Genomic DNA, 14,697 nt, shown 5'->3' with positions numbered 1-14,697 from the left:
CGCTCAACTGTAGAATCGGTAGCCCTCGTTAATCTCATGCCCCAACCGGTTGTTGCGGGAAATGAAATTATCGAGAAACTCGTGCAGGCCCTGATCCATGATCCGGGTGATGTTACTGGAGCGCAACGACGCACGAATGCTATCGGCTGTTTCATGGGCGGGCAGCCGCTCGCCATATTCCTTGCCGATATAGGCAAGATTACTGACGATCTTCTCATAGCAATAGGCCAGAGACCGTGGCATCTGTCCATTGAGGATCAGGAAATCGGCAATATTGGCGGCAAGATAATCGCCGTCATAGACCCAGCGATAAGACCGATGCGCAGACACCGAGCGTAGGATCGATTCCCACTGGATATTGTCCAGCGATGAACCGACCTGGTTTATCGATGGCAGCAGCACGTAATATTTCACATCGAGAATGCGGCTGGTATTGTCCGCCCGCTCGATGAATGTACCGATCCGGGCAAAATTATAGATCTCATTGCGCAGCATGGAACCGTGGAACGCACCGCGGATCAGCCCGGCCCGCCGCTTCACCGTATCGATGGTTTCCGGCAGGTCGGCGGATTTCAGCTTGCGCGCCAGAAGCTGTTTCAGCTCGATCCAGCATTCGTTGGTGGCTTCCCAGGTTTCCCGGGTCAGCGCGGTGCGCACCATGCGGGCATTGTTGCGGGCGCTGTCGATGCACGACATCACGCTGGACGGATTGGCCGTGTCGCGCAGCAGAAAGTCGATGGCATCAGCCGCCGTTACTTTCGGATGCGCTTCCAGGAAAATATCCAGAACATCGGCACTTTGCAGCACGCCAGTCCAGTCGTCGTCGGTGGCACCGGACCGGGTCAGCGAGACGCGCAGCCCCGCATCCACCAGACGCGCAATGTTTTCAGCCCGCTCGATATACCGGAACATCCAGAAGAGGCCGTTTGCAGTTCTTCCCAGCATGACCATCAGTCCTCCAATACCCATGTATCCTTGGTGCCGCCGCCCTGGCTGGAATTGACCACCAGCGAACCCTGCTTCAAGGCCACGCGGGTCAAACCGCCGGGAATGATCTGCACCTTGTCGGAGACAAGCACATAGGGACGAAGATCGACATGCCGGGGAGCGATGCCCTTGTTGACCAGAATCGGCACGGTCGAAAGCGACAGGGTCGGCTGGGCAATGTAGTTGCTGGGGCGGGTCTTCAGCTTTTCAGCAAACAGCGCCCGCTCCTTCTTGCTGGCGGTGGGGCCGACCAACATGCCGTAGCCGCCGGAGCCATGCACTTCCTTGACCACCAGTTCTTCCAGATGCTCCAGCACATAGGCGAGACTGTCGGCCTCCGAACAGCGCCAGGTCGGCACGTTTTCAAGGATCGCCTTGCGGCCGGTATAGAACTCGACGATTTCAGGCATGTAGGAATAGATCGCCTTGTCGTCGGAAATGCCGGTGCCCGGCGCATTGGCGATAGTGATATTGCCGGCGCGGTAAACATCCATAATACCAGGCACGCCCAGTGCCGAATCCGGGCGGAAGGTCAGCGGATCGAGGAAATCGTCATCGACGCGGCGATAAAGCACGTCGATCGCTTCATAGCCACGGGTGGTGCGCATCTTCACCTTGCCGTCGATGACGCGCAGGTCCGAGCCTTCCACCAGTTCCACGCCCATCATGTCGGCCAGGAAGGAATGTTCGTAATAGGCGGAATTGTAGATGCCCGGCGTAAGCACCGCAACGCGCGGCTTACCTTTGCAGCCGGGAGGTGCCAGCGAAGCCAGCGACTGGCGCAGCAGATAAGGATAGTCCTCGACCCGCTGTACCTTGTTGAGCTGGAACAGTTCGGGAAACATCTGCATCATGGTTTCGCGGTTTTCCAGCATATAGCTGACACCGGACGGCGTGCGGGCATTGTCCTCCAGCACATAGAATTCGCCCTCGCCGGTACGCACGATGTCGGTGCCGACGATATGGGTATAGACACCGCCCGGCGGACGGAAACCGATCATTTCCGGCAGGAAGGCGACATTGTTCTCGATCAGCTCGCGGGGGATGCGGCCAGCCTTGATGATTTCCTGCTTATGGTAAATGTCGTCCAGAAAGGCATTCAGCGCCAGAACGCGCTGCTCGATACCCTGGGCAAGCTTTCGCCATTCCTGGCCGGAAATGATCCGGGGAATGAGATCGAAGGGAATCAATTTTTCCGAGGAATCCTCGTGACCATAAACGGCGAATGTAATGCCGGTCTTTCTGAAGATGGTTTCCGCATCCCGCGATTTTGCGATCAGATGCTTGGGGTCCTGGCTCGAATACCAGTCGAAATATTTCTGGTACGGTCCGCGCGGGCTGCCGTCCGCCGTAATCATTTCATCAAATGCCAATGGCGCTATCCCCGTTTGTTTTAGCCATATGAATACAGTGCCTTTTACAATGCAAGAAGCGTGCTCAATTTGAATGAAATATTTCAATCCGCCAAAATCCTGCGAAAACAGCCAAAAAACTGGGCGTTCGCCAGCGCCGTGACCAACCTCGCTTCAGGCGCTGGCAACAGCACGCATAAATTCGATGCAACTGCGAGATTTATAAGCAGTCTCTTCAGGTTTCCCCACAACCATGTCTGAATGTTGAAACCACCGGCAACAGAGAAAACGATAGAAGGACCGGCGCGCTGCCCTCGCCTCAAATCAGGCCTGATGAAAGTCGTGATGCCGCCCCTTTTCCGGGCTAACGGCTGCTCTATCTTCAGGTCAACAAAAGTTGTCTTGGCGAAAAAGCTGTATACAGACACGATAAGCCATCGCCACCAAGCCAGAGAGCCGGACTGCTGATTTGCCATTGTAGATGCACATAATTGTCGTGTTGAACCGATTCCGGTTTGACCGTTTATGCGCTAGCGTCAGGAATATTCGAATCACGACCAATCGTGTTCTGGAAACATCGATACGCTATCCCGCGCATGTCGCAGACAGGATGTATTCAGAAACGGTTGTGAAGGTCATAGCCGCTGCGGAATTTGAAGACTTGCGTAACGGGTCCGGCATATAAAAGACAGGTGCGCATTGCATGGATGAAAACGGCAGGGGCATAAATGGTATGAAGGAATTCGGCATGGGATATGACGACGCGTCAGGCAAACAAGCAATACTGACGCGGCGCGGACTGCTTGGCGGCATTGCAGCCACACTGGCCGCACCGTCTTTCGCACATGCTTTTGACGTTCCCGCTGAGCCGCGCCTACTGCATCATGACTATATGAAAATGCGCGAGCGCTTTCGCACCCGGCTGCTGCAAAAAGGCCCCGCCCCCGACAAATATGAGCCCTTGACCGCACCTGCGGGCGCCAACCGGATTTTCTACCGCTCAGGGCGTGGCGGTGAACTGACCCTGGCCGCCTGGGTGTCCACCTATAAGCGCGAGCGCAAGCTGAAGCCTGCCGTGTTGTTCCTGCATGGCGGCAATGCCATGGGAGCTGGCCAGTGGGAGCCACTGAAAGGCTATGCGGACGCTGGCTATGTGGTGATGATGCCCTCCATGCGCGGTGAAAACGGCCAGATGGGGATTTTCTCCGGTTTCTACGATGAAGTGGATGACGTGCTGGCGGCAGCCGACCGGCTGGCGCATCTGCCCGGTGTAGACCGCGAGCGGGTATTTCTGGCCGGTCACAGCATTGGCGGCACGCTGGCCATGCTGGCCGCAATGAGCACCCATCGCTTCCGCGCCAGCGTGCCGATATCAGGCAATCCGAATGCCTTCCGTTTTTTCAATCGCTATCCAGAAGACATTCGCTTTGACGACAGCCGCCCGCATGAATTCGAGGTGCGCAGTGCCGTCTGCTATGCCCATAGCTTCAAATGCCCGGTGAAACTGCTGCATGCCGAAACCGAAACCAGCTTCGAGGACAATGCCGCCCTGTTGATAAAGCGTGCCCGGGCCGCCAACGCCATCATCTCGTCGCAAGAGGTGGAAGGCAATCACACCAGCGAAATCCCGCATGCGGTGGACGCCAGCATGCAGTTCTTCCACCAGGTCGCGGCGTGACGCCTGTTGCGCAAGTCTATAGACCGGAAGCGGTGTAAGAGGAAATTGTGCCGCGGGCTCATCCCGCAACATCCGCCTTCACTGAAAGGCGCTCTTGCGTCTAAGTGCGCGATAGAGCGTGGCGCGGCTGATGCCCATGTCGCGCGCCGCTCCCTGGACGGTGACAGATCCACCGTGAATGGCACCACGCGCCACCTCCACATCCTGCGTCGTCAGCTTGACGGGCCGCCCTATGGCGCTGCCGCGCTGCCGCGCCGCCGACATGCCCGCCCGCGTCCGCTCGGAAATCAAACTGCGCTCGAACTGTGCGAGGGCGCCCATGATGTGGAAAATCAGAACGCCGCCAGCTGAAGCCGTATCGATACATTCGTTGACGGAATAGAGGCCAATTTTCCGCTCTCCAAGTTCCGTGACCATCTCGATCAGATGCGACAAAGAGCGCCCCAATCGGTCAAGGCGCCAGATCACCAGCGTATCGCCTGACTTGAGCGCAGCAAGCGCCTCCATCAAACCCGGCCTTTGCCGCGTGGCGCCGGAGAGCCCCTGATCCGAAAAAATCCTCTCACATCCCACCTGCGCCAACGCCTGGAGTTGAAGATCAAGATTTTGATCACTGGTGGAGACGCGAGCATAACCAATACGCATCAGGCAAAAACACTCATAAAAGATGATTTTTAAAGTCTCAAAGTTCAGATCAACAATAAGTGTATCATAACGGTTCCCTTTTAAGCACAACTAATGGGCGCGTTCAACACAAAAAACGACCTTAAGGTGCTCATTTTTGGTGTTTTTTTTCTGGCAAGCAACAGCGGAGAATTGAGCATTACAAGTAGAACGCAAACAATTCTCTATTTGGTTGTATATAATGTTAAAATATCCCTGGGTTGTATTTTTTATGTATCGGATTGCAAATGGGAACGCTTTCGAGACGGAGAAAACGTCCGAGAGCATCACATGACCACCAACCAAGGATTTAGAAAATATGCAATATTCTCTGTCTCTCGAATTCGATACCGATGTTTTGAGCCTGATCAAGGACGCAGGGCAGCGGGTGGCGATTGCCAAGCCGGTCGGCAATGGCGCTCCAAACGTGATCTGGGTCGATATCGACCCCTTTCAGGTCACAACCATCGAATGGGAAGAAAACTACTGGATTTATGCTTCGACCGACAGCGTTGAACATGGCGTTTCTATCAATAAACTGAGCGAAGTATCGCCAGGCCCGGCGCTGGATGGCGGCTATTACGAATTCACCAACAACAACATCTTCGGCCCATTCCGGAAAAACAACAGCGCGCTTGCTGTCAACACCGGCACTTTTGCCGCGATCAACAACATGGACTACGACCGCTATTCGTCCCTGACCTTCGGTCTCGCTCAGGACGCCCTGGTTAACAAGAAGCTGCATGAGCGCAAGCCGATATCGGCCCAGACCGTGCTTGCCACCCAGTCGATCCGCATGACGCCCTTCACCTATGTCTACGTCTGGTTGCAGGCCGAGTTCGAAAGCCAGACGATCATCACCGAAATCGCTGGCACCCCAAGCGTCGCCAAGTTCGGCGGCAGCGTCACCGACATCGCCCTGAAATACGATCCGATCCACGGCATCTTCGGTCAGGTGTGATCCCAGACACGCTCCGCAAAGGCCGCCTTCCCCACCAAGGCTCTCCTTTGCGGCTGAGCGTCGGCGGTCAGCATCCCCACCCTAGAGTGCTGGCCGCCGGTTGATCACAATATTCACTGCCCTGCTTCAACGCATTCCGGAAGCCGCCGGACGCAAGCGTCCGCACTCCGCCACTCATTCCTCAGGAGTCATTATGATCCATGTCCAAAGAGACGAGAGTCTCGCCAATGTCATCGTCAATGCCGTTGCAACTGCCGCGCCACCGGCAGCCGTTGCCCTCGAGCCTGACGCAACGGGTATCTCTCCCGAATCCGTCACGATCACGGCCAATGGCTTCAGGCCGACCACCATCCAAAACCCGCAGGACAATATCTTGTATGTCGTTTCGGCTAATGGGGCCGGCTTGGAAATCACCAATGTCCCAATCGTCGGATAGCCGAGGAGGACCAGCCCGCGCCTGATCCACAGGCGTACGGACGAACCAGTCGCTCATTCGTAGATGTGCCGGCCGAGCAAGGTTCGGCGGTAATAGCCGCCGAACCACACAACCCCGCCTGTAACAGAACGACCGTTTGCCATCCACCACCGGTATGCGGAAGAAAGATTGGATCATGCCAATCTGAAAATGCCTTTTTATGACCAACGCCGTGCTGACGCTCCATATTTGCGGCGGCTTTCTGCAAACGTCGATCACCCACGCACACACGCCGCCATTTCTATCACCCGAGCAGATAACGGCCAAGCCCTGCGCCTCATCGCCACATCCTCCCCTCACCCGTTGCCTCCCGCCGCCAAACCCGGCAAAAGACGTGAGGAATAGTCGAGGGCAGGACGTGAGCGACGAAAAAACCATCACACTCTATGAAGCCATCGGCGGTGATGCCACGGTGAAGGCTTTGGTGGCGCGGTTTTACCAGTTGATGGACACGCTACCAGAGGCGGCGCGGTGCCGGGCGATCCATCCGGCTGATCTCACCGAGAGCGAAGAGAAGTTTTACGATTACATCACCGGCTATCTCGGCGGGCCGCCGGTTTATATGCAAAAACGTGGTCATCCCATGCTGCGGCGTCGGCACTTTGTCGCGGAAATCGGACCGTTGGAGCGGGATGAGTGGCTATTGTGTTTTCGCCGCGCCATGGACGAGACCATTGCCCATGAGAAGCTGCGCGAGATCATCTGGACACCCATCGAAAAGCTTGCCCATCACATGCAGAACAAGGAATAGCAGCATGAGCCTGCGCGCATTGAGACCTCTCCTGCTGATCTTGTCCGGCCTGTTCGGCGCCTGTGGCGTCGGGCTGGCGGCAGCGGCGGCGCATGTGACGGGGGCTGGCAATCTGCTTGGCCCCGCCTCCTCGATTGCGCTCACCCATGCTCCCGCCTTGCTGGGGCTTTATCTGGCCGGTGACAGGATTCGCACCGCCACGCTATCCGGCCTGGTGATCGGCCTTGGCGTGCTGCTATTTGCCGGTGATCTCGCGGTCAAGCAATGGACTGGCCAGAGCCTGTTTCCCATGGCGGCCCCGACCGGTGGTATTGCGATGATGGTCGGTTGGGCGCTGTTGGCGCTCGGCGCATTTTTGCCGCGCACCTGATCAGCTGTTGCGCCGTGCCGCGTTGCGGTGCCATTGCGGCGGTGGAAAATCGATGACCTCGGCTGAAACCGCGTCCCGCCGCAACCCTTGAGCCAAATGCTGGGTGCGCGAAACGGGTCGCTCATGCAGGCCCGGCAGCCGGATGATCTCTGCCATCGCCGCCTGCCGCTCCCGGCCATCCTGCTGCCGCTCAAAGAGAGCGCCGATCAGTCCCTCCCCCGCCTGATCGCCAAGCTTGTGCAGCTCGATCATCAGGGTGCCGTCATTGCCGTCATGCATGAAATATGTTCCTCAATTGCTGTCAGAGCGGTCGTTCAGCGTCTGAAGCGCCCGTTCCAGGCTGGATTTCGAGCCGTTGCGCAGCGGAATGAAGGTCTTGCCGAATTTCTTGCAGCCACTCTTCACCCGCAGACACGCATCATGGCTGATACAGTCGATCGGGCAGAACACGCAGTCCACCGAAGGCAGCACAGTGTCGATGCGCGAAACGGCTTCCCGCAATCCGCCATCGTGATGGATCAGCTCGGCACCGAAATTCGTGGCGATCTGGCGCAGATGCGCCACCTGGCAATCGCGTCCGCCGACATAGAGGAAGCTCTTGATATCTGCCTGACCGCCTTTGTCATCAACCGGGGCAGCCGTTACAGCCCGCTTATCCGTCTGCTTCTTCTTTTTCGGCGCATTGTGTTTTGCCATGGACCGTCTCCTGTGTGTGGCGGCGGCGTCTTGCCATCCTTGTATGTGTAACCACCCTACAAAACATGAGTAAAAGAGTAAAGTATATAGTGGAGGATTTTCCTCATGTTTTATCGAAGGGCATGACGGTCGAGGTTCGGCATCAAAATCTGGATAAAATCGTTAAATATCAATTATTTGAAAGATTTTCCGCAATGCGGGATATTCCAATTTTTACCGTTTGATAAATTTTTTATCTTGCGTTACGATTTTTCCAATCGCTTCGAACAAAAAAGAGGGAACTGCGATGCGAAAACTGGAACCGGGCCTGAAGGCCGGGCGGCTTGACGCTGCCGATTATGTAAAAAACTTCTCAGATCTGCATCCGCGCCTGGGCGACCATGAAGCGCTTGTCGCGTCTGACCGCTGCTATTTCTGTTATGACGCGCCCTGCATGACGGCCTGTCCGACCTCAATCGACATACCGCTGTTCATCCGGCAGATCTCGACCGGTAATCCAACCGGCTCGGCCAAGACGATTTTCGATCAGAACATCCTTGGCGGCATGTGCGCCCGCGTCTGTCCCACCGAACAGCTCTGCGAAGAGGCCTGCGTGCGCAACACCGCCGAAGAGCGCCCGGTGGAAATCGGTCGCTTGCAGCGTTATGCGACAGATCTGGCCATAGAGAATGGCCACCAGTTCTACACAGCCGCTGCCTCAACCGGAAAGACCATTGCCGTGGTCGGTGCCGGTCCAGCCGGTCTGGCCTGCGCGCATCGGCTTGCCATGCATGGCCATTCCGTCACCATCTACGACACCCGCCCCAAGGCAGGCGGGCTGAACGAATATGGCATCGCCGCCTACAAGACCCCCGATGACTATGCCCAGGCAGAAGTGGATTACATCCTGTCCATCGGCAATATCGACGTGCTGCATGGCCAGATGCTGGGCCGCGACTTTACCCTCGCCGACCTCAAGGCCAAGTTCGATGCGGTGTTTCTCGGCACCGGCCTTGGCAATGTCAACATGCTGACCATTCCCGGTGCCGATACCAATGGCGTCATGGATGCGGTGGAGTTCATTGCTCATCTGCGCCAGGCAGACGCCAAGAGCGATGTACCTGTCGGACGCGATGTCGTCGTGATCGGCGGCGGCATGACCGCCATCGATGCGGGCGTGCAGGCCAAGCTGCTGGGTGCGGAAAACGTCACCATCTGCTACCGCCGGGGCAAGGAACATATGAATGCCTCGGATTATGAGCAGGATCTTGCCGCCTCCAAGGGCGTGCAGATCCGCCATTGGCTCCAGCCGAAAGAGGTCGCGCATCACGGCGGCCATGTCGCCTCGATCAGCTTCGAATATACCCATCTGGAAAACGGGCTGATGAAAGGCACCGGCCACATCACCGAGATCAAGGCCGACCAGATCCTCGTCGCCATCGGCCAGAAGCTTGACCCGGAAGGCCAGGACAGCCTTGCCATGCAAGGCGGCAAGATCGCCGTGGATGCAGAAGGGCGCACCTCGCTTGCCGGTGTCTGGGCGGGCGGTGACTGCGCCTTCGGCGGCCAGGACCTGACGGTCTCTGCCGTTGCCATGGGCCGCGACGCGGCTGAAAGCATCAACCTGACGCTTGCTGCGGACGCCTCCGGCGTCAGCGCCGTCGCCTGAGCCGGAGGGATTGAACCATGGCTGATATCAGAAATAATTTCGTCGGCATCAAATCACCCAACCCTTTCTGGCTGGCCTCTGCGCCGCCAACCGACAAGGCCTATAATGTCGAGCGCGCCTTCAAGGCGGGCTGGGGCGGCGTGGTGTGGAAAACCCTCGGCTCGGAAGGCCCGCCGGTCGTCAATGTCAATGGCCCCCGCTACGGTGCCATCTGGGGGGCAGACCGCCGCCTGCTGGGTCTCAATAATATCGAGCTGATCACTGACCGGCCCTTGCAGGTCAATCTTCAGGAAATGAAGATGGTCAAGATGAACTGGCCGGACCGCGCCCTGATCGCCTCAATCATGGTGCCCTGCGAGGAGGAAGAGTGGAGGGCGATCCTGCCGCTGGTCGAAGAAACCGGCGCTGACGGCATCGAGCTGAATTTCGGCTGTCCGCACGGCATGTCGGAACGCGGCATGGGGGCCGCCGTCGGTCAGGTGCCGGAATATATCGAAATGGTGGTGCGCTGGTGCAAGCAATATAGCCGCATGCCCGTCATTACCAAGCTGACGCCTAATATCACCGACATCCGCAAACCGGCCCGCGCCGCGAAAGCGGGCGGCACTGACGCGGTGTCGCTGATCAACACCATCAATTCCATCGTCTCGGTCGATCTCGACAGCTTTGCCCCCAACCCCAGCGTTGGCGGCAAGGGCAGCCATGGCGGCTATTGCGGCCCGGCGGTTAAGCCGATTGCGCTGAACATGGTGGCGGAAATCGCCCGCGACCCGGAAACCTACGGCCTGCCGATCTCCGGCATCGGCGGCATCACCACCTGGCGGGATGCCGCCGAGTTTTTGGCACTCGGCGCGGGCAATGTACAGGTCTGCACCGCCGCCATGACTTACGGCTTCAAGATCGTTGAGGAAATGATCACCGGCCTGTCCGACTGGATGGATGCCAAGGGGCACGCAACGCTGGATGACATCTGCGGGCGTGCCGTTCCCAATGTCACCGACTGGCAATATCTCAACCTCAACTATATCGCCAAGGCGCAGATCGATCAGGATGCCTGTATCAAATGTGGCCGCTGTCATATCGCCTGCGAGGACACGTCCCACCAGGCAATCACCAGCATTGTCGATGGCGCACGCAAGTTCGAGGTGATGGAGGACGAATGCGTCGGCTGCAATCTCTGCGTCAATGTCTGTCCGGTCGAAAACTGCATCACCATGGTCGGGCTGGAACCCGGCACGCTGGACCAGCGCACCGGCAAGCCGGTCGATGCCAAATACGCCAACTGGACGACCCATCCCAATAATCCGATGGCGGTGCAGGCAGCGGAATAAGCCCAACCGTCATTGCAGTGATGTTGGATTTCCGTTTGTGAGTATCTCAAAGCCTTAAATTGGCAGCAACTGAGAGTCTTTCGGGTTCAGATTGAACCAGACAGATTCTCAGTTTTTTGGTTTGTCATTTCGGGAAAACCGGTGACCACTTTTCCCTTGGCAAATTTTAAGACCAAGGCTCGAAGATGATTACCCATCCTCACCGTGAGGGCATTCCAAGCGTTGCGAACAAAAATGATAGGGATCGGCGTGAATTGCATTCTTTTTTTAAATATTAGAAATATACAACTAAAAACAAACTGCGAAACTTGGCGAGAAAATTCAGGAATTCTCAATTTTTTCATGAACTGATGCAGTCATTATTTCATCGCGTGCTTGACGACAATATCCGTACAGCGCCTTGCACCCCTATCGTGGAGCGCGCTTCATCCAGATAACATGACAACACAATGCGTCGACTATACCGCATGCAAACCTATTTTTATCTATGGATCATTGGAGAATTTCTCTCAAAAACTCCAGAATATTTGAGAGGAAATTCAATAAAGTCATAAATTTAAATTCTTCGGCAATTTTCTTTTATCCAAAAAATATCAATGAGATCAATTGGAAATTAGATAAATTTCTGCAATGCATTTTTTTACACCAAAAATGAAATTTTAGAGAATTACTTTGCAATGAAATGACCAAGCCTGCATAAGTATATTTGAATAAGAAGAGAGGTCTATCCAGATCATCCAAAATGGGTGAAGCGATTAGGTTCAACCTTCGAAATGAATACTGAATCTTACGCTCTACCAAGGGCGACAGGATTTGACCGGGAATTTGGATCGATTCTCGGAAAAATCCGAGGCGAAGACAACAAGATCGAAAGTCCGTCAGGTGACATAGGAGCCTGGCAGACTCTAAAGAGCAGGACCGAAACATCGATATATCTGCACGTTGAAGAGTTTGATGATGATCATTTCTGCCTGGGCCGGTAACATTGTGGGAAGTGTCAGGAAGCTTGCCAGCTTCTACTGGCCCGCTTTGATTGTTTGCGCTGCGGTTTTCGTCACTATTTTTGCAATCGAAAGTCAAAATCGCAAAGCCTATCTGGAAGACAGGAAGGCCGCGATTTCCGACAAGCTCAGCCCCGTCCGCGCCCGGCTGGAAGGCAATATCAAGGCTGACATCAAGATGCTTCAGGGCCTGCTTGCCGTGCTTGAAACCGAGCCGGACATGAGTCAGGCCCGGTTTTCCGCCATTGGCCGGCGATTTTTCTCCAGGCCTGTCCGGTTGCGCTCGATCAGTCTTTCCTACGACATGCGGACAAGACTGACCTATCCGTTCATTCTCAACCAGGTTGGGCATGACTTTACCGCCAACCCGCAAGAGCAAAAAGCCGCCGTCCAGGCCGAGAACAGCAATATCTATGTCATCACAGAGCCGATGAACCTGCCGACAACAGGCAATAGTCTCGTTATCTTTTACCCCATCGCATCATCGAGCCTGAACGAACCGGCCAGCACGTCACCAGACTTGCCGGACCAGACGTCCCCTCAGGATAAGCCCTTCAGCCATGGCCTGCTGCGTGGCACCGTCGATGTGGAGCGGCTGTTTCGCGAAAGTGGCCTCTACGACCTCGATCTGAATGTCGCGCTTTACGCCGGTTCCGATACGCAGAACGCAGTCAGCACGGCGTTTTTCGGCGATCCCGCACTGATCGGCGCCAGCGCGGTGCGCATGGAGGTCAGTATCGGCGCACAGACCTGGATATTGGCGGCAGCGCCCAAGGGTGGCTGGCAACAACCTGCCAACGAAATCTGGTTCCGCCAGCTGGTAATGTTCATCCTGGCGCTGGCAATCATCACGCCTTTCCTGTGGGTCGCGCATCTGCTGATGGAACGGCAGGCCAATATTGCCGAACTCAACGAGCAGGAACGGGAACTGCGCACTCTGTCACAACGATTGCAAATCGCGCTCGATGCCTCGCAAATCGGTGTGTGGGAAATGGATATCGGCAGCCTCGCCCTGACCTGGGACAATCGCATGCGCCAGCTCTACGATTGTGATCCGTCCCGTCCGATTGAAATCCGCGAGGATTGGAGCAACTGTCTCCATCCGGAGGATCGGGAAAGTGCCACTCACGCTCTGGCCTCGGCCATCCGCACCGGCTCCAATTACTCGACCGAGTTCCGTATTCTGGATCGCAGCGGCCAGATACGCCATATCCGCTCCTTCGGCTCGATCTATCGCGATGCCGATTTTCGCAAGAAGATCGTTGGCGTGAACTGGAACATCACCGCGGATGTCAAACTGCATGAAGCCTTGCACGATGCCAAAACCGCGCTCGAGGCCCAGAACCAGGAACTGGAAAACGCCCGGCAGATCATGGAACATACGTCCCTGCACGATCCCCTGACCGGACTTGCAAACCGACGCTTCCTCGACCGGCATCTGGCAGAGATCGAAGACCTCAGGGGTAACGGCAAATCTGTCGCTCTGCTGCATATCGATCTCGACAGGTTCAAGGAGATCAACGACACGCTGGGCCACGCGGCGGGTGATGCCATGCTGCGCCATGCTGCCAGCCAGATCAACGCCCATATGTCGCCGGGCGATTTTGCCGCGCGCATCGGCGGCGACGAATTCGTGGTGGTCAAGCACGATGAGAGCAGCCAGGCCGCAGCCCGCATCCTTGGCGAAACCCTGATCGACGCCATCAACCAGCCGATCCATTGGGAGGGCCAGGAATGCCGTGTTAGCGCCAGCATCGGCATCGCCCAGTCCTGCAATAACCACCCGCATCTGGAACAGGCATTGATCAATGCCGATATCGCGCTTTACGAGGCAAAACGGCGCGGAAAGAACCGGCTGGAATTCTTTTCCGACACGTTGAAGGAAGCGACCCTTTCCACCAAGCGCACCGCCGACGCCATTCTGCGCTCGCTGGCCGATCACGATTTCATTCCCTATTTCCAGCCGCAATTTGACGCGCACACCATGCAGATTACTGGCGTCGAGGCGCTCGCGCGCTGGCAACATCCGCAGCTTGGCCTGTTGCCGCCGATTGCCTTCCTGTCGGTGGCCGAAAGCCTGAATGTCGTGGCCGCCATCGACAACAGCATTCTCGAACAATCGCTTGCCGAGGCCCGGCGCTGGCAGGAGCACGGACTGGATACGCCGCATGTCTCCGTTAATATCTCTGCCCAAAGATTGTTCGACGATGGGCTTGTCGCCCATCTACGCGATACACCGCTTCCCGCCGGCGGCCTTGCCTTCGAATTGCTGGAATCGATCTCCTTCGACGACAAGGCGGAAGCCGCGGCAACCGCCATCAGCCAGATCAAAATCCTCGGCATCGATATCGAGATCGACGATTTCGGCACCGGATATTCCTCGATCCTCAGCCTTTTGAAACTCTCACCCCGACGGCTGAAAATCGACAGGCAATTGACCCTGCCGATCATCGAGAGCAAGCAACAGCGACGGCTGATCGGCTCGATTGTTGAAATCGGCCGATCGCTTGGCATCGAAATCATTGCCGAAGGTGTGGAAACCATGCAGCACGCCGACATTCTGCGGGATCTCGGCTGTCATACCTTGCAGGGCTATGGCCTGGCACGCCCCATGAACGGCGACGACCTGTTCGCGCTTTTGAAGCGCCGATCTCTCGACCGCAAACAAGATGCCATCGCGCTCTGATGCTTTTTTGAAATGCCTTACTTTTGAACGAAAAAGGGGTCGCCTCGCTTTGCCCTGCATCGTATAGAAAGCCTTGGCGTGACATGCGTGGCCGCCAT

The 14,697-nt window shown here is 56.4% G+C and carries 14 protein-coding genes; 8 read left to right on the top strand and 6 right to left on the bottom strand.

Annotation, left to right across the window (positions count from 1 at the left end; genetic code table 11):
* Window positions 1-3: 3 nt before the first annotated feature.
* The 3 genes from IEI95_RS13470 to IEI95_RS13460 form a co-directional block, all read right to left on the bottom strand.
* Entirely contained in the window at window positions 4-945 is a 942-nt protein-coding gene (locus IEI95_RS13470; protein ID WP_041698170.1) for an alpha-E domain-containing protein, read from the bottom strand.
* 5 nt (window positions 946-950) lie between these two features.
* Complete coding sequence (locus IEI95_RS13465; RefSeq protein ID WP_060718098.1) at window positions 951-2,360, bottom strand: circularly permuted type 2 ATP-grasp protein; 1,410 nt, start codon at window positions 2,358-2,360, stop codon at window positions 951-953.
* A gap of 83 nt (window positions 2,361-2,443) precedes the next feature.
* Window positions 2,444-2,815: a hypothetical protein gene (locus tag IEI95_RS13460; RefSeq protein ID WP_071204904.1), complete on the bottom strand. Its 372-nt coding sequence runs from the start codon at window positions 2,813-2,815 to the stop codon at window positions 2,444-2,446.
* Window positions 2,816-3,087: 272 nt separating this feature from the next.
* On the opposite strand from IEI95_RS13460, the gene IEI95_RS13455 reads away from it, so the two are divergent.
* On the top strand, window positions 3,088-4,017 hold the full coding sequence (locus tag IEI95_RS13455; RefSeq protein ID WP_194416560.1) for an alpha/beta hydrolase family protein: 930 nt from the start codon (window positions 3,088-3,090) through the stop codon (window positions 4,015-4,017).
* A 78-nt stretch (window positions 4,018-4,095) separates the two neighbouring features.
* Here IEI95_RS13455 and IEI95_RS13450 read toward each other — a convergent pair whose 3' ends face one another.
* On the bottom strand, window positions 4,096-4,662 hold the full coding sequence (locus IEI95_RS13450; RefSeq protein WP_015916876.1) for a recombinase family protein: 567 nt from the start codon (window positions 4,660-4,662) through the stop codon (window positions 4,096-4,098).
* A gap of 337 nt (window positions 4,663-4,999) precedes the next feature.
* Here IEI95_RS13450 and IEI95_RS13445 point away from each other — a divergent pair, with 337 nt between their 5' ends.
* The 4 genes from IEI95_RS13445 (at window position 5,000) to IEI95_RS13430 (ending at window position 7,237) form a co-directional block, all read left to right on the top strand.
* Window positions 5,000-5,641, top strand: a complete 642-nt coding sequence (locus IEI95_RS13445; protein WP_071204906.1) for a hypothetical protein — start codon at window positions 5,000-5,002, stop codon at window positions 5,639-5,641.
* 193 nt (window positions 5,642-5,834) lie between these two features.
* Window positions 5,835-6,077, top strand: coding sequence for a hypothetical protein (locus IEI95_RS13440; RefSeq protein ID WP_071204907.1), 243 nt, complete (start codon window positions 5,835-5,837; stop codon window positions 6,075-6,077).
* A gap of 397 nt (window positions 6,078-6,474) precedes the next feature.
* Window positions 6,475-6,867 (top strand): globin domain-containing protein, encoded by a 393-nt coding sequence (locus IEI95_RS13435; RefSeq protein WP_194416559.1) that lies wholly within the window; start codon window positions 6,475-6,477, stop codon window positions 6,865-6,867.
* Between the two features lie 4 nt (window positions 6,868-6,871).
* A complete protein-coding gene (locus IEI95_RS13430) occupies window positions 6,872-7,237 on the top strand; it encodes a DUF423 domain-containing protein (RefSeq protein WP_156535434.1) in 366 nt (121 codons plus the stop codon).
* Here the strand turns inward: IEI95_RS13430 and IEI95_RS13425 are convergent, their stop codons facing one another.
* Complete coding sequence (locus IEI95_RS13425; RefSeq protein WP_194416558.1) at window positions 7,238-7,516, bottom strand: hypothetical protein; 279 nt, start codon at window positions 7,514-7,516, stop codon at window positions 7,238-7,240.
* Between the two features lie 12 nt (window positions 7,517-7,528).
* On the bottom strand, window positions 7,529-7,933 hold the full coding sequence (locus tag IEI95_RS13420; protein WP_015916881.1) for a DUF2325 domain-containing protein: 405 nt from the start codon (window positions 7,931-7,933) through the stop codon (window positions 7,529-7,531).
* Window positions 7,934-8,219: 286 nt separating this feature from the next.
* Between IEI95_RS13420 and IEI95_RS13415 the strand changes: the two genes are divergently transcribed.
* The 3 genes from IEI95_RS13415 to IEI95_RS13405 all read left to right on the top strand — a co-directional run bounded on the left by IEI95_RS13415 (window position 8,220) and on the right by IEI95_RS13405 (window position 14,599).
* Window positions 8,220-9,581: an NAD(P)-dependent oxidoreductase gene (locus IEI95_RS13415; RefSeq protein ID WP_194416557.1), complete on the top strand. Its 1,362-nt coding sequence runs from the start codon at window positions 8,220-8,222 to the stop codon at window positions 9,579-9,581.
* 17 nt (window positions 9,582-9,598) lie between these two features.
* Window positions 9,599-10,912: an NAD-dependent dihydropyrimidine dehydrogenase subunit PreA gene (preA, locus tag IEI95_RS13410; protein ID WP_156535427.1), complete on the top strand. Its 1,314-nt coding sequence runs from the start codon at window positions 9,599-9,601 to the stop codon at window positions 10,910-10,912.
* Window positions 10,913-11,866: 954 nt separating this feature from the next.
* Window positions 11,867-14,599: a putative bifunctional diguanylate cyclase/phosphodiesterase gene (locus IEI95_RS13405; protein WP_156535425.1), complete on the top strand. Its 2,733-nt coding sequence runs from the start codon at window positions 11,867-11,869 to the stop codon at window positions 14,597-14,599.
* Window positions 14,600-14,697: the final 98 nt, after the last annotated feature.

The organism is Agrobacterium vitis, from assembly GCF_014926405.1.
Taxonomy (GTDB): Bacteria; Pseudomonadota; Alphaproteobacteria; order Rhizobiales; family Rhizobiaceae; genus Allorhizobium; species Allorhizobium vitis_H.
This window is presented reverse-complemented; position numbering and strand designations above follow the sequence as displayed.

Coding starts and splice junctions, on each gene's coding strand:
- IEI95_RS13470 (WP_041698170.1), bottom strand. CDS start 945: ATGCTGGGAAGAACTGCAAACGGCCTCTTCTGGATGTTCCGGTATATC.
- IEI95_RS13460 (WP_071204904.1), bottom strand. CDS start 2,815: ATGGCAAATCAGCAGTCCGGCTCTCTGGCTTGGTGGCGATGGCTTATC.
- IEI95_RS13455 (WP_194416560.1), top strand. CDS start 3,088: ATGGGATATGACGACGCGTCAGGCAAACAAGCAATACTGACGCGGCGC.
- IEI95_RS13450 (WP_015916876.1), bottom strand. CDS start 4,662: ATGCGTATTGGTTATGCTCGCGTCTCCACCAGTGATCAAAATCTTGAT.
- IEI95_RS13445 (WP_071204906.1), top strand. CDS start 5,000: ATGCAATATTCTCTGTCTCTCGAATTCGATACCGATGTTTTGAGCCTG.
- IEI95_RS13440 (WP_071204907.1), top strand. CDS start 5,835: ATGATCCATGTCCAAAGAGACGAGAGTCTCGCCAATGTCATCGTCAAT.
- IEI95_RS13430 (WP_156535434.1), top strand. CDS start 6,872: ATGAGCCTGCGCGCATTGAGACCTCTCCTGCTGATCTTGTCCGGCCTG.
- IEI95_RS13425 (WP_194416558.1), bottom strand. CDS start 7,516: ATGCATGACGGCAATGACGGCACCCTGATGATCGAGCTGCACAAGCTT.
- IEI95_RS13420 (WP_015916881.1), bottom strand. CDS start 7,933: ATGGCAAAACACAATGCGCCGAAAAAGAAGAAGCAGACGGATAAGCGG.
- IEI95_RS13415 (WP_194416557.1), top strand. CDS start 8,220: ATGCGAAAACTGGAACCGGGCCTGAAGGCCGGGCGGCTTGACGCTGCC.
- preA (WP_156535427.1), top strand. CDS start 9,599: ATGGCTGATATCAGAAATAATTTCGTCGGCATCAAATCACCCAACCCT.
- IEI95_RS13405 (WP_156535425.1), top strand. CDS start 11,867: ATGATGATCATTTCTGCCTGGGCCGGTAACATTGTGGGAAGTGTCAGG.